The following is a 13,458-nucleotide window of genomic DNA, read 5'->3' as shown; positions in this document are numbered from 1 at the left end:
AATGATAGTTAAAGTATAGGCTAGAAAAAGTACTACAGCCATATTCAGAATTCATGCGCTTTGTGGTCTTTTCATAGATACTTTTTCTGCCTTGACTTTATTTTTTAATGATCACTTTGATTTGAACACTTGCTTCACTTGTTCGAACGATAGCCAATGCTTTTCCTTGGAACAATCGAACACAAGCTAGACTATATACATCTTGATTCGTTGGATTTCCATTTGCTAATCCGACGATATCTCCATTTTCGACAGAAATTGTTACCTGATTATTTGCCGTAGGAACAAATCGTTGGTGATCATCGACTGCTTCTAGGGCAAAAAGACTGTATTCTTTTCCTTCAAAAATCCTTTTACTTCGAATCGCGTGAATCGTTGAACTGGTATGATGCTTGGCTTCGGTAATGAGTTGGTTTCCATCATAGGCTACAGCTTTTAATTCCCCAGCTTGATACGGAATTTCCCAATTAGCGATACAACCAATAATACTTTTCTTACCAAAACTTATTCCATTGACAAAAATCTCAACCTCATCGGCATTACTGAAGACACGAACAGCAATCATCCCATCCGTTTTGATTTCGAGGCCTTCTTCATTCCAGTGAGGCAGAATATGAAGTACAGGTTCTTTTTTCCAATTCGCTTGATAATAGTAGTAATAATCCTTCGGAAAGCCGCACAAATCAGCGATACCGAATTGAGAAGAAATAGCTGGCCAACCAAAAGGAGAGGGTTCGCCATAGTAATCAAACGCTGTCCAAAGAAAAACTCCCCCCATATACTGGTGCTTAGTCAAATAATTTAAAACTTTTTCAGGTGTTGCGGTACCTCCTGCTCCGGGATCACCAGGTTGACGCTTTCCAGGTAAAATCATTGAAAATAGTGATCCAAGGTTAGAGCACTGACAATTTTCTTCATTATCTTTGTAAATTCCTCGTGTTGAAAAATAAGAGGCACTTTCCGTACTCATGATCGCAAGCTCTGGATACTGCTCTTTGATTTTAATCGCGCCAGGTCCCATTGCATCCGCTTCTGGATAATTTACTCCCAGTACGTCATAATTCGCTAGATAGCTTTCATCAACTATACCATCAGGATTAAGTAGTTCTGCTGAAACAACTAGGCATTCATAGTTATTTTGTTTGATACACCGAACTAATTTATGAGCGATGCGACTCCCGAGATTGGTATTCCCGATGACCTCCTCATTCGCTACTGACCAAAATGCAATTGAAGCATGCATCCTGCTTTTTCGAACCATTTTTTCCAAATCAGCAATTCGCCAAGGTGTGCTCTCTAACAACCGATTCTCATTCATTAAAAGAATGCCAAAACGATCGCAAGCCTCCATAAGTTCCTCAGAAGCAAAATGATGAGCACTGCGCCAGGCATTGACACCCATTTCCTTCATCGTTTTAATTTTATAATCAACGATATCCTGATTCAGTGCTACACCTACTCCAGCAAAATCTTGATGCTCACAAACACCTCGCAGTTCATACAAATTCCCATTTAAATAAAAACCTTGTGAATCATAAGCGAACGTTCGAATGCCAAAGCTTTTACGGCACTCATCCGTTTCCATTTGAAAAACTGCTTCATATAAATGAGGATTTTCAGGCGACCAGGGTATTGGAGCAGGAAAAATAAATGTTTCTTTAAGAATACGCTTTTCAAAGGGCTGTAACGTTTGTTTTCCTAACGTGATCAGCTGTTCACTGATTCTGATTACTGGCGAGACCTCGACTATCTCCTGTGAGTAATTCTTGATACAAACCTCAGTTCCCATAACTGCTTGTGTTTCTTGAAGCTCCTGTGTATAGACGTAAGCATTTTCTCTATCAAAAGCGATCAATGGTGCAAACTCTAACCAAACATCACGATAAATACCCGCGCCTTCATACCACCAGCCTTCTGCTCCTGTGGTTGTATCCACTCTTACCAGCAATACATTAACTCCTTCATTTCCATATCTGGCCATCTCAGAGATATCATAAGAAAAACTTGTGTATCCACTAGTGTTCTGACCTAGATAGGCACCATTTAGCCAAACGTCTGCTGAACGCATCACTCCCTCAAAATGTAGAATGACGCGCTTTTGATTCATCAACTCATCATTTAAGGAAAAAGTTTTCCGATAATAACCAACTCCATCTTCCTTTGATCCAGACATAAGCAATTCCGGTGCTTGTTTATAGGGTTGGCTGATTTTCCAGTCATGGGGAATGGTAATGGTTTGCCAATTTTGATCTATTCCAGAATCAAAATCGGTTCCAGCCAAATTTTTTAATCCCTGAATCTCATCTCCTTGAGCAATCAGTTTTAAAAAATGCTCGCCTCCTGCACCGTATGCTACCGGCTCTCCTTTCTCTTCCTTTAGTGGGGCGGTCAATCCGCCTAATGCATGGGCTTTTTTTGCTGTTTTTTTAGGCATACCGATTTCTCCATAATGAAACAGCCATTGCTGATTTATTTTTTTCTTTTCTCGCATCTGCCTTTCCTCCTCTAATATCCTTTATTCTAGTTCGTTAGTCTCTGTGATATAATGAAAAATACCGACTTCAAGAAACCGTTTACTACAATTTCCCGACCTTTCGGAGGTGCTTTATGACAAGAGATCCTTTTTCAGAGCTCCATTCTGGCGATGCTGACATTCCGCAAATCAGAACTTATTCACCAATCGCCATCTTCTATAAACAAAAAATCGGTGAAAAAATTCTTTATACCAAAGTGCAAGATGGTAAAATCGTCGCCTTTGAAAATAAGGAATATCAAGCGTTGCATAAAAATCAAAACTTTGAATTAATGTATGTTTTAAAGGGAGAACTAACAAATTATATTGAGGATAAGGAATACATTTTTCAAGCAGGAGAAGGCTGTCTATTGAATACTCAGATTCTGCATCGGGAGATTCTTTCAGATCGCTGCAATGTCGTCTTTCTAAATTTATCGCCTGCGCTGCTTCAGGAATTACTGTCTATTGATTCTGGCGAAGGTCCGATCTTTCAATTTTTACAGCAAAATCTTCAATCTGATGCGCAGTGGAAACGCAGCTATATTGAGTTTACTCCCTACTTGCCTTATCAAAGCGAAGGCTTTCATGTCATCATTGATTCTTTACAGCTAGAGGTAGCTACCTCCAAAATCGGTCGTGCTTATTTTCAGCGAGGATTGATTTTACGCCTGTTGGATGCATTGGAAAACACCAACCAATTTTCACTTCAGCGGATCGATCTGGATTTATCCAAAGAAGATTATCTTGTTAATCGCGTGATTCATTTGATTGAAAGCCGCTTTGGTAATATTTCTCGAAAAGAAATCGAAGCCACACTGCACTATAATCCTGAATACCTGAATCGACTCTTAAAACGGCAAACAAAAATGACTCTGGCCAATTATGCTCAAATGATTCGGATTCAAAAAGCTCAACAGCTATTAAATACAACTGATTTGACTGTTCAGCTTATTGCAGAACGACTAGGCTTTTCTAGTGAGGCTTATTTCTATCATTTCTTTAAAAAGCAAACTGGATGTTCACCCAATCAGTATCGCCAAAAATTTAAGCTCTAAAAAAGCCGATTGAGACTCAATCGGCTTTCTTGGCATTGAAAGAATGCTTCTCACGATATTCAGTTGGTAAAATCTTTAAATGTTTTCGAAACATTTTATAAAAATAGGAGGGATTTTCATACCCTACCTTTAGGGCAATCTGTTCAATCGGCGCATTGGTATACGTTAAGTACTCTGCCGCAACATTCACCCGTTGCAGATGAACCAATTTGATAAAGGTCAATCCGGTGTGCTTTTTCAAATAAGAAGATAAATAATTCGGATTGAAGCCAAAGTGCTGAGCCATTTCTTCTAACGTAATGTGCGCATAATTCTTTTCAATATATAAAAGTAACGATAATAAATTAACTGATCCATCATCTTCTCCAGCAATCACAGTTTGCTCATTGGCAGCTGAACGAATCAATCGACCAAAGAGTGTTAATAGCTCTAGTCGGATGATCTGATTCGATTGAGTGTCTGGATAATAGTATTCCTGGATAATGTCCTCTAACAGCAAATGAATCTTTGTATCTAGATGCGTCCGAAACAAGCGATAGATATTCTCCCCTTGTGTTTCATTTGAGAGCAGTGAAAAAAGTAAGGAGGATACATTTTTGGTTGCTCGATCCTCATACATAAAATGATAGTCATTCAAATTAAAGGCAGTATCCTTTAGGCTCAAATTGACTACGATAACATCGGTCGCAATTGGTTCCACCCGATGAATCGTATGATTGCCAATGATGATCAAGTCATTTTGCTTCAACTTTAACTCATCGTTTTTCGTAATAACGGTACATTCACCTACAAGAGGTACGATTATCTCCACATAATTATGGACATGAAATGGAATGAAGGAGCTCACTGGCTGTATCGAAATGGCGATCGATTGTGGATTTACCTCTAATGAGTCGTCCAACGTATGAAAAAATTCATAAATAGGCTCGTTTTTCAACACACCTGTTTGTTTTGGTCTCATTTCTGAACCCAACTCATTCCAATTACGAGGATGATTTCTCTTCTGTAATATGGTTAAAACTTCTTCTTCCATTCCTTCAGCTCCCCTCAAAAAAGCTACTATCTGTGTAATAAGTCGAGTAATTATAGGATTTTAATCTTTAAGTTGTTTTTTTGAATGATATTCTTTCATTACTTCGCCTAAACTATCTCATGAATAAAACATTCAAGCAAGACTCAATTTTAGATAGATGAAAGGAGCAATGAAATGGACACACTTAAGCTGTTTTTTCGCAATGGTTTAAACAAATTCTCCAGACTAAAATGAAAGCGTGAACAAGTATCTTTAAATCATTGGAGGCGCAAAAAGCATGTTAGATTTATCAAAAAAACCTTATTACTTAGCAGATGAACAAATTCAACAGCTGCAAAGCAAAGTCCAAACTATGACTTTGGATGAAAAGATCGGGCAGCTCTTTTTTGTTATTGGACAGGACGAGGATCAAGTAGACATTAAAGAGTTTATCAAAACTTATCGCCCTGGCGGTATGATGTATCGTCCCGCCCCAGCGGAAAAGATCAAACGACAATTAACAACTGCTCAGGCAGCCAGCGAGATCCCTCTATTCTTTTCGGCGAATTTGGAATCTGGCGGAAATGGGATTATTACAGAAGGAACCTGGTTCGGAATGCCGCTGCAAATAGCTGCGACAGATGATCCTGAACAAGCTTACGAATTAGGAAATGTCGCTGGAAGTGAAGCCTCTCAAGTAGGCTGCAACATGTCCTTTTCTCCGATTGTTGACATCGATCTGAATTTTCGGAATCCGATCACCAATACTCGAACCTTCGGCAGCGATCCAAAGCGTGTGATCCAAATGGCCTCGGCTCAAATTAAGGGGTTGGAAAAGAATGGCATCTTGCCTGTTATCAAACACTTTCCGGGTGACGGCGTCGACGAACGAGATCAGCATTTGTTAAGCACCATCAACTCCCTATCTGTTGATGATTGGATGAACTCTTATGGACAAATCTACCAAACCTTTATTGATCAGGGAATTAGCAGTATCATGATCGGTCATATTATGCTGCCGGCTTGGGAGAAACAGCTGTCGCCGGATATAAAGGATTCAGAATTGAGACCTGCCTCGGCTTCAAAACGGCTAATTGATGGGCTATTACGTGACGAACTTGGATTTAACGGCCTGACGATTACCGATGCTACACCGATGATTGGTTACAATTCGATTCTTTCGCGAGAAGAACTGTTACCTGCAACAATTAATGCCGGAATCGATATGATTCTTTTTAATAAAAACATTGATGAGGATTATATGTTTATCAAAAAAGCGGTTGAAAATGGCACATTGAAGCTGGCTCGAGTCAATGAAGCTGTTTTACGAATTCTCGCAACAAAAATGGCACACGGTTTATTTGAAGCGACGATGCCAGAAACGTTGACTTTAAATACTGCTGAACATGCAAAAAAAGCAGCCACAACAGCTAAAAAGGCCGTTACTTTAGTCAAAGATCGGGATCACCTTTTGCCTTTGACAGTAAACCGTTATCCCCGAATTCGATTGGTTGTTTTAGGTGACTCAGATGACGGAGGTTTTAAAGAGGGCGGTCAAGTTTCCGATCTTTTTCAAAAACAGTTGGAGACACTGGGCTTTCGAGTGACTCTGTTTGACCGAAAGCGGCTAGATTTTCATGAGATTTTTGAAGAAGGCCTGGCTGAAATGAAGGAAAAATTTGATCTAGCACTCTATGTTGCAAATATCGAAACAGCTAGCAATCAAACCACTACTCGCCTCGATTGGATTCATTTAATGGCAGCGGACGCTCCTTGGTTCATGAAAGCTATCCCGACGGTCTTTATCTCAACAGCAAATCCCTATCATTTGTTTGATATCCCAGCAGTATCTACCTACATCAATACGTATACTGGAAATAAGGAAAGCATTGACGCAGTACTTAGAAAAATGACTGGTAAAGAAGCCTTTGAAGGGGTTAGCCCGGTCGATCCATTTTGCGGTGACTTTTCGGCTAAACTATAAAATTAGGAGTGTACAAAAAATGAGAATTTCAAAAATTTTGATCAATCATATGACAGAACCTATTGGCTTTCAGCTAGATGATCTGCGAATTGAGTTTACAGTGGAAGCAGAACAGTTCACAGAAATTACGAAGCAATTAACGATCTGGACAGATAATTATGAAGCCCCCGTTTACCAAAGCAAGCAGGAACCATTTGAAACTAACTATTTTGATGTTCCGTTGACACTGATTCCGCGTACTCGTTACCACGTAGAAATTGCGATTCGAGACACAAATCATGAGCTGTTTACCAAAGAAAGCTTTTTTGAAACTGGAAAAATGGATGAATCTTTCCAAGCAGACTGGATTGCTCATCCAGATAAGTCCATTCAAAATACACTTTTTCAAAAAAAGATCAGCGTGAAGTCTCAAGTAGCAAAAGCGCGTTTATACGCTACTGGATTGGGGATTTATGAAGCATATATTAATGGTGAAAAAGTTGGTGATGAGTATTTAACGCCAGGGGTTACGGCATACGATCAATGGATCCAAGTCCAAACCTACGATGTCACAGCAGCCTTCCAAAAAGCAGCGGATCATGAGCTGCTCTTCACTACTGGTGACGGCTGGTATAAAGGAACTTTAGGCTTCGATGGCGGAATGAAAAACATTTACGGCGACCAGCAATGTGTCATTGGAGAATTCCACGTGACGTATGAAGATGGTCAAACAGAGATCATTTCCACTGATAGCTCATGGGTAACAACCAGCGGAAAAGTAACTAAATCAGAGATTTATTATGGAGAAGACTTAAATGATACATTAACCCCTTCCGATTGGCAGTCCGTGATCTTACTAGATCAGAATAAGGCACTACTTCAAGACCGATTGAGTCTGCCGATAAAAATTATGGAACGATTGCCTATTCAAGAAATCCTTGAAACTCCGGCAGGTGAACAGGTCTTTGATTTTGGTCAAAATCAGACTGGTTGGATGGAATTTTACAACCGCGAACCCAAAGGCACCAAGCTTGTTTTTCAAATGGGAGAAATCCTACAGGAGGGTAACTTTTATCGCGAAAATTTACGTGAAGCAAGAGCCTCTTTTGTCTATATTTCTGACGGTGAAGAAAAATGGGTTCGCCCCCATTTCACTTTCTACGGCTATCGTTATGTAAAAGTCGAAGGAAACACTCAAGCACTGAGAAAAGAAGATTATCAAGCGGCGGTCCTTCATTCTGAAATGGCAACCACTGGGGAAATCAAAACCACTAATTCAAAGGTTAATCGGCTTTTTCAAAATATTCTGTGGGGACAAAAAAGTAACTTCTTAGATATTCCGACTGATTGCCCGCAGCGGGACGAACGACTTGGCTGGACAGGCGATGCCGAAGTGTTTTCTAAAACAGCTGCTTTGAATATGAACGTTTTTCCATTCTTTAAAAAATATGCAAAAGACATCGCTATCGAGCAACAATTGCATGATGGTATGGTTCCGATGTATGCTCCTGCAATGGGGAATTCTGATGGCGGTGCTGCGGTTTGGGGCGATGCAGCAACGATCATTCCTTGGAACATGTATCAGATTTATGGTGATTCAGCGATTTTACGTCAAAACTACACAGCAATGAAGGATTGGGTAGCATGGATTCAAAAAAACAGTAAGAGCAGTGATTTATGGACTGGAACCTTTCAATTTGGCGATTGGCTCGCTCTTGATGGAGAAAATCCAGCATTACCAACTGGAAAAACTGAAGAAGATTTTATCGCCTCTGTCTACTACTACTACTCTAATGATATCATTGCTAAAACTGCTGAAATTTTGAAGTTTCCTAATGATGCAACTTATTATCGTGAACAAGCTCAACGAATCAAAGAGGCAATTGTTAAGGAATATATTACTGAAAATGGCCGTTTAGCAATTGATACTCAGACGGCTTATGCGATCGCGCTATATTTTGAATTGGTTCCTCAATCACAACGTTCGCGAGTCGCTAAGGATTTAGTAACTCGCTTGAAAAAGGACAATGACCATCTTAAAACCGGGTTTGTCGGTACTCCCTTCATCTGTCAGGTTTTATCTAATTATGGCTATCATAAACTAGCCACGAAAATTTTCCTTTTAGAAGATTTTCCAAGCTGGCTCTATGCAGTAAATCTTGGCGCAACAACTGTCTGGGAACGCTGGAACTCCGTTCTTCCTGATGGTTCCATGAACCCAGAAGGAATGAATTCATTAAATCATTATAGCTTTGGTGCAATTATGGAATGGGCCTACAGCTATCTTCTAGGAATTCAACCAGCTCAACCTGGTTATCAGGAAATCAACTTTGCGCCGCTATTTGATTACCGCTTAAAACAAGTTAATGGACATTTCAATACACCATACGGAACGTTCGCTGTAAATTATCAAATCGAAGCGGACAACGAGCACACCATTAAGCTCAACTTGACTGTGCCCTTTGGAACGACCGCACATGTCGATTTACCACGAGGAGAAAATAGTCCGGTAACAGTCAACAATCAGAAAAAAAATAACGGTCGCTTCTCACTTACCTGTGGCACCTATGAAATCTCCTATGTTCCGAGCAAAAGTTACGTAGAATACTATAATAGCGAAACACCTACAGCTGAAATTATGGCAGATGAACTGTTGGTTCAAAAAATTGATGCGATTGATCCTGTGTTAGATTTTTTCAGAGCAGATCCAACAGCCATTAAGGGCGGTTTAGGAACTATGTCCTTGACCAAATTGAATACACTCTTACCTTTTATTCAAATCACACCAGAGAATCTAGCAAAAATCAATGATATGTTAGGCTCAACCCCTATATTAAGTGAACGGGAGGAAATCTCACTTGATTAAAGGTGCATTATTTGATTTAGATGGGGTCATCGCCGACACCTCTCCCCTGCATTTTGAAATTTGGAAAATTAAGACTTGAATAAAGTGAATTCTTGCTCGAAAGTTGTGGAAATTTCTATAGCCGTTTGCAACTCGTTTTATCACTTTTAACTTGTTGTTTATTACTCCCGTTGAATAATTACTAAAACTATCTTAAAAGTGTATATAACCCTTGTTTTTTCGTTATTTAAAAATGTCAGATTCTTATAAAACCACTGTGGTAGATGTTGCTTTAAGCTGTTTATTGTGTCAAAAAAGCTTTGTCTGACTTGTGTTTTAAGAGATAGAGAAGTAACTAACACAAGGCTCAAAAGTCATTTTTGTGAAATCAATAATTCACCGTAGGTAACTTGGAGGAGACTCCGAATCTCCCCCTATTTGTGAGCCTTTCGTCTTTTTCGAAAGGCTTTTTTCTATCTTCTTACAAAAGATAGCGATTAACAATCTGAAGAATATAAGTACTCCACATCTAGTATCTATCTTACAACTATTAGATTACATCCTGAAGAAATAAAAAGAAATGATATATTTTTGTAGTATTCTGCATATTCACAAAAATAATCAAATTATCACGAAAATACATTGATAAATTCTGCTTGAAAAACTTTTAAAGGTTATGATTAATGAATTAAAGCTTGCCCAGAAACAATATGATTTCCGAACACATTTTTACTTATATCATATAAATTTTCTGTTAAGAAAAGTAGTGGTATTTTGATGACATAGATAAACGTTAACTATGTATATAGATTTTAAAGGGGTGTGAAATAAATTAACTAGTTAGCTCTCAAAAAAATATGGAGCCTCTGAAGAACAGATAAGAATAGTACTCCCATGCATCATTTATCAGATTCAACCTCATTCAAACCTACCTTTCGAAAATCGTTCATTTCCTCGACTTATTTTTTCATGACGTAATTATTAAAAAGGAGCCGTAAAGTTTCTTGCATACAATCGTACTCTGTTTTTGACATTACGACGACTGCTTCTTCCACATCCTTACTTGTTTTATTTAATTACGCAAATTTTGACCAAAATTTGAATGAAAGACTGTTTACATATCGCCCCCCCTGCTTTTATAGAATAAATTGTACAGTATAATGACCGATCAAATCTGAAATAACCATAATAACTGCTTTTTTTGTACATCCATTTGATTGATGGATAAATGTATAGTACGTTATTGCCTATTTTTTATAGATAAATGTTACTACTTGTAATTTTGAAGCACTAAAAAATATTTTTTATAGTTGACAGAGTAGAAAAAACAAGCAAATGAACTTCTTAAATTCATTTGCTTGTTTCTTCCTTTTGCAATGTCATGATAACTGGACCTTCTTTGGTGATGGCGATCGAGTGTTCATATTGGGCACAGTAGCTGCCGTCAATGGTGGTTGCTGTCCAGCCGTTCGGGTCCATCTTCATGCGCCAAGTACCTGTCGTGATCATCGGTTCGATGGTGATCGTCATGCCTTCTTTCAACCGAATTCCTTTGCCAGGTAATCCGAAATGAGGAAAGAATGGTTCTTCATGAATGGTTGGGCCAATGCCGTGAGCAATAAAGTCCCGCACGACACCATACCCTTTTTCTTCAGCGAAGCTTTGGATCGCATAACCAATATCGCCGACTCGGTTACCGACCTGTGCTTGCTCGATGCCTCTCATCAAGGCGTCTTTCGTGACTTCCATCAGCGCTTGATGTTCTGGCGAAATCTCTCCTACCGCATACGTCCAACAGCTGTCAGAGATTGCCCCTTTATAATCGACACAAAAATCGACTTTGACGACATCGCCTGATTTTAAAACATATTCTGAAGGGAAACCATGACAAATCTCTTCATTGACACTGATACACGTCGCAAATTCATACCCTTCAAACCCGATTTGCGCGGCTGTTGCCCCTGCAGATTCTATCTGTTGATGGACAAAGGCGTTGATTTGGTTCGTGGTGATACCGGGAACGATTTTTTCCCGTAGCTGCTCGTGAATACTTGCCAAGATACGACCAGAAGTTTTCATTTGTTCGATCTCTCGTGAGGATTTTAATGTGATCAATAGATGATCTCCTTTCCTTAAATAGCCATTACCATGTTTCTTTTAATAATACACCTCATCTAGAAATAAGCCATGAGAGGGCACTGTTTCACCAGCTGCTTGACGTATTTTATCGGCTAACACTTGATCGATCACTTCTGGCGGCAGTGTGCCATCGCCAATGGCAATCAGTGTGCCTGTCAAGATTCGGACCATTTTATGCAAAAAGCCGTTGCCTTTGAAGGTAAACCGCAATAGGTCGCCTTCTGGTGTGATGGTGATTTCATCGATCGTGCGCACCGTTGATTTTTTTGATTTTTTCAATGCAGAAAAGCCGATAAAATCATGGGTGCCGATCAACTTCTCAGCCGCTTGCTGCATTTTTTCCAAATCAAGGGGTTGCGGGCAATGAAAACTGGTATTGCGAGCAAAGACCGATGGGATTGCGTTGTTCCAAACATAATAACTGTATTGCTTGCCTTTGGCGTGATAGCGTGCATGGAAGCGCTCAGGCACCTCTTCAATCTTGTTGACGACGATGTCTTGCGGCAAATAACGGTTAAAGAACTGCTGCATCTCTGGCAAACTCATTTGATGAGTCGTCTTGAAATTCGCCACTTGTCCTCGAGCATGCGTGCCCGCATCGGTTCTGCCAGAACCCACGATCTCAATTTCTTCTCCCGTCAATAATTTGATGACCCCTTCAACTTTTTCTTGAATGGTTTTTTCTGAATCTCCTAGTCGTTGCCACCCTAAGTAGCGCTTGCCGTCATATTCAATCGTTAATTTGATATTTCGCATGGTTGTTGCTCCTTTTTACCGATACTATCGGTGGATAGTTTTGCTTCATCTTGCTTTTAATCAGCTAATGAGCTGCATTTAATATGTTCTTTAACTCTTCAATAGATAATATGCTGTCTTTTTTTCTATGAATCATTCGATGACAATTAGAACATAATGGTACAAGATCTTTCGATGGATCGATTTCTTTTTCTTCATTAAACGAGTACAATGGCTGTACATGATGAATCTCTATATATTCTTTCCCTAGATTCCCGTAGTGTTCTTCAAAATTGAATCCACAGGCTCTGCAGGTAAACCCATGTAATCTTATTGCTTCTGCTCTCAGTTTGGGATTTCTTTCATATTTGTAGGTATAAATTTCAATTTTCTTTCCTTCTTTTGCTTTGACTCTTGTCACATAATCATCTAGTATTTCTAAATCACTTTTTTGAATATTATCTTCAACATCACTAAAAGCTGCCAAAATATCATTTGCAGGAACGTTTTCCAGAATAAATACCACTTCATCATAAGTTAAATTAGCTAAAAAACCTTTATGATTATCAACTAAACCTAAATAATGAAGAACCCCCATCGCTTGATACCCTTTGGATTTCTTTGAATCAAAATTAAGAACCTCTTCATCGATTTTTCTGTGGCTTTTTCCTTGAACTAAATAAGACTCAACGATTTTCGAAATAACGCTCTCAGTATATTGACTGTATTCCCTATCTCTTGGAGATTTTTTTATTTCAGGAAAGTTTTTGATTAATTCAGAAAACTCAACCATTCGAATATTTTTAAGTAAAGTTGTATTGATTTTTTCAGCTGACTGAATATTACTCTTCAAACCATTTTCTTTTAACCATTTCAATGGTATGGGAGAATCAAAAACTTTAATGCAACGCATACGAGTGAAGGTGTCTGAATCAAAGCTACTCTCATTATGCCAAAATTCCTCGTCTCTGAATCTACTATCAGCAGCTATGCTATCGTTCACCACCACAAACTTTGCAGTGATCGCATGAGTAGGATTTGACTCGTATAAGTAAACAACATCACTATTCTTTATGTTTTTTTTCTTTCGCCAATCAACGTAACCACCAAATTTTTCAAGTGCATTCTTAATATCAAATTTTTGAGGGTTACATGGTAGTAACCAATATCTCGTCATCACAATCCTCCTTAAAT

General features: G+C 39.0%; 8 protein-coding genes and 1 pseudogene. 3 read left to right on the top strand and 6 right to left on the bottom strand.

The window, feature by feature from the left end:
• Window positions 1-97: 97 nt before the first annotated feature.
• Window positions 98-2,491, bottom strand: coding sequence for a sugar-binding domain-containing protein (locus IGI77_RS05350; RefSeq protein ID WP_368264142.1), 2,394 nt, complete (start codon window positions 2,489-2,491; stop codon window positions 98-100).
• A 116-nt stretch (window positions 2,492-2,607) separates the two neighbouring features.
• Between IGI77_RS05350 and IGI77_RS05345 the strand changes: the two genes are divergently transcribed.
• Window positions 2,608-3,570, top strand: a complete 963-nt coding sequence (locus IGI77_RS05345; protein WP_395997089.1) for a helix-turn-helix domain-containing protein — start codon at window positions 2,608-2,610, stop codon at window positions 3,568-3,570.
• Window positions 3,571-3,586: 16 nt separating this feature from the next.
• On the opposite strand, the gene IGI77_RS05340 is transcribed toward IGI77_RS05345, so the two are convergent.
• Complete coding sequence (locus IGI77_RS05340; RefSeq protein ID WP_438769641.1) at window positions 3,587-4,603, bottom strand: AraC family transcriptional regulator; 1,017 nt, start codon at window positions 4,601-4,603, stop codon at window positions 3,587-3,589.
• 277 nt (window positions 4,604-4,880) lie between these two features.
• Between IGI77_RS05340 and IGI77_RS05335 the strand changes: the two genes are divergently transcribed.
• Both IGI77_RS05335 and IGI77_RS05330 read left to right on the top strand, forming a co-directional pair.
• A complete protein-coding gene (locus IGI77_RS05335; protein ID WP_015509243.1) occupies window positions 4,881-6,566 on the top strand; it encodes a glycoside hydrolase family 3 protein in 1,686 nt (561 codons plus the stop codon).
• A gap of 19 nt (window positions 6,567-6,585) precedes the next feature.
• The gene (locus IGI77_RS05330) at window positions 6,586-9,411 is read left to right on the top strand and encodes a family 78 glycoside hydrolase catalytic domain (protein ID WP_438769640.1); all 2,826 of its coding nucleotides are present in this window, start codon (window positions 6,586-6,588) and stop codon (window positions 9,409-9,411) included.
• On the opposite strand, the pseudogene IGI77_RS05325 reads toward IGI77_RS05330, so the two are convergent.
• The 4 genes and pseudogenes from IGI77_RS05325 to IGI77_RS05310 form a co-directional block, all read right to left on the bottom strand.
• Window positions 9,400-9,576 (bottom strand): annotated as a pseudogene (locus IGI77_RS05325) (transposase); the annotation flags it as partial. The gene IGI77_RS05330 and the pseudogene IGI77_RS05325 sit on opposite strands and share 12 nt — an antisense overlap.
• A gap of 1,164 nt (window positions 9,577-10,740) precedes the next feature.
• Window positions 10,741-11,505: a type I methionyl aminopeptidase gene (map, locus tag IGI77_RS05320; RefSeq protein ID WP_438769639.1), complete on the bottom strand. Its 765-nt coding sequence runs from the start codon at window positions 11,503-11,505 to the stop codon at window positions 10,741-10,743.
• A 42-nt stretch (window positions 11,506-11,547) separates the two neighbouring features.
• Window positions 11,548-12,285, bottom strand: a complete 738-nt coding sequence (gene truA, locus IGI77_RS05315) for a tRNA pseudouridine(38-40) synthase TruA (protein WP_142967078.1) — start codon at window positions 12,283-12,285, stop codon at window positions 11,548-11,550.
• 64 nt (window positions 12,286-12,349) lie between these two features.
• On the bottom strand, window positions 12,350-13,441 hold the full coding sequence (locus IGI77_RS05310; RefSeq protein WP_438769638.1) for an EVE domain-containing protein: 1,092 nt from the start codon (window positions 13,439-13,441) through the stop codon (window positions 12,350-12,352).
• Window positions 13,442-13,458: the final 17 nt, after the last annotated feature.

The organism is Enterococcus sp. DIV0213h (genome assembly GCF_051711285.1).
In the GTDB taxonomy this organism is placed as follows: Bacteria; Bacillota; Bacilli; order Lactobacillales; family Enterococcaceae; genus Enterococcus_D; species Enterococcus_D casseliflavus.
This window is presented reverse-complemented; position numbering and strand designations above follow the sequence as displayed.

What these genes read in the sequence shown, in the direction of transcription:
- IGI77_RS05350 (WP_368264142.1), bottom strand. Translation starts at nt 2,491, where the DNA reads ATGCGAGAAAAGAAAAAAATAAATCAGCAATGGCTGTTTCATTATGGA.
- IGI77_RS05345 (WP_395997089.1), top strand. Translation starts at nt 2,608, where the DNA reads ATGACAAGAGATCCTTTTTCAGAGCTCCATTCTGGCGATGCTGACATT.
- IGI77_RS05340 (WP_438769641.1), bottom strand. Translation starts at nt 4,603, where the DNA reads ATGGAAGAAGAAGTTTTAACCATATTACAGAAGAGAAATCATCCTCGT.
- IGI77_RS05335 (WP_015509243.1), top strand. Translation starts at nt 4,881, where the DNA reads ATGTTAGATTTATCAAAAAAACCTTATTACTTAGCAGATGAACAAATT.
- IGI77_RS05330 (WP_438769640.1), top strand. Translation starts at nt 6,586, where the DNA reads ATGAGAATTTCAAAAATTTTGATCAATCATATGACAGAACCTATTGGC.
- truA (WP_142967078.1), bottom strand. Translation starts at nt 12,285, where the DNA reads ATGCGAAATATCAAATTAACGATTGAATATGACGGCAAGCGCTACTTA.
- IGI77_RS05310 (WP_438769638.1), bottom strand. Translation starts at nt 13,441, where the DNA reads ATGACGAGATATTGGTTACTACCATGTAACCCTCAAAAATTTGATATT.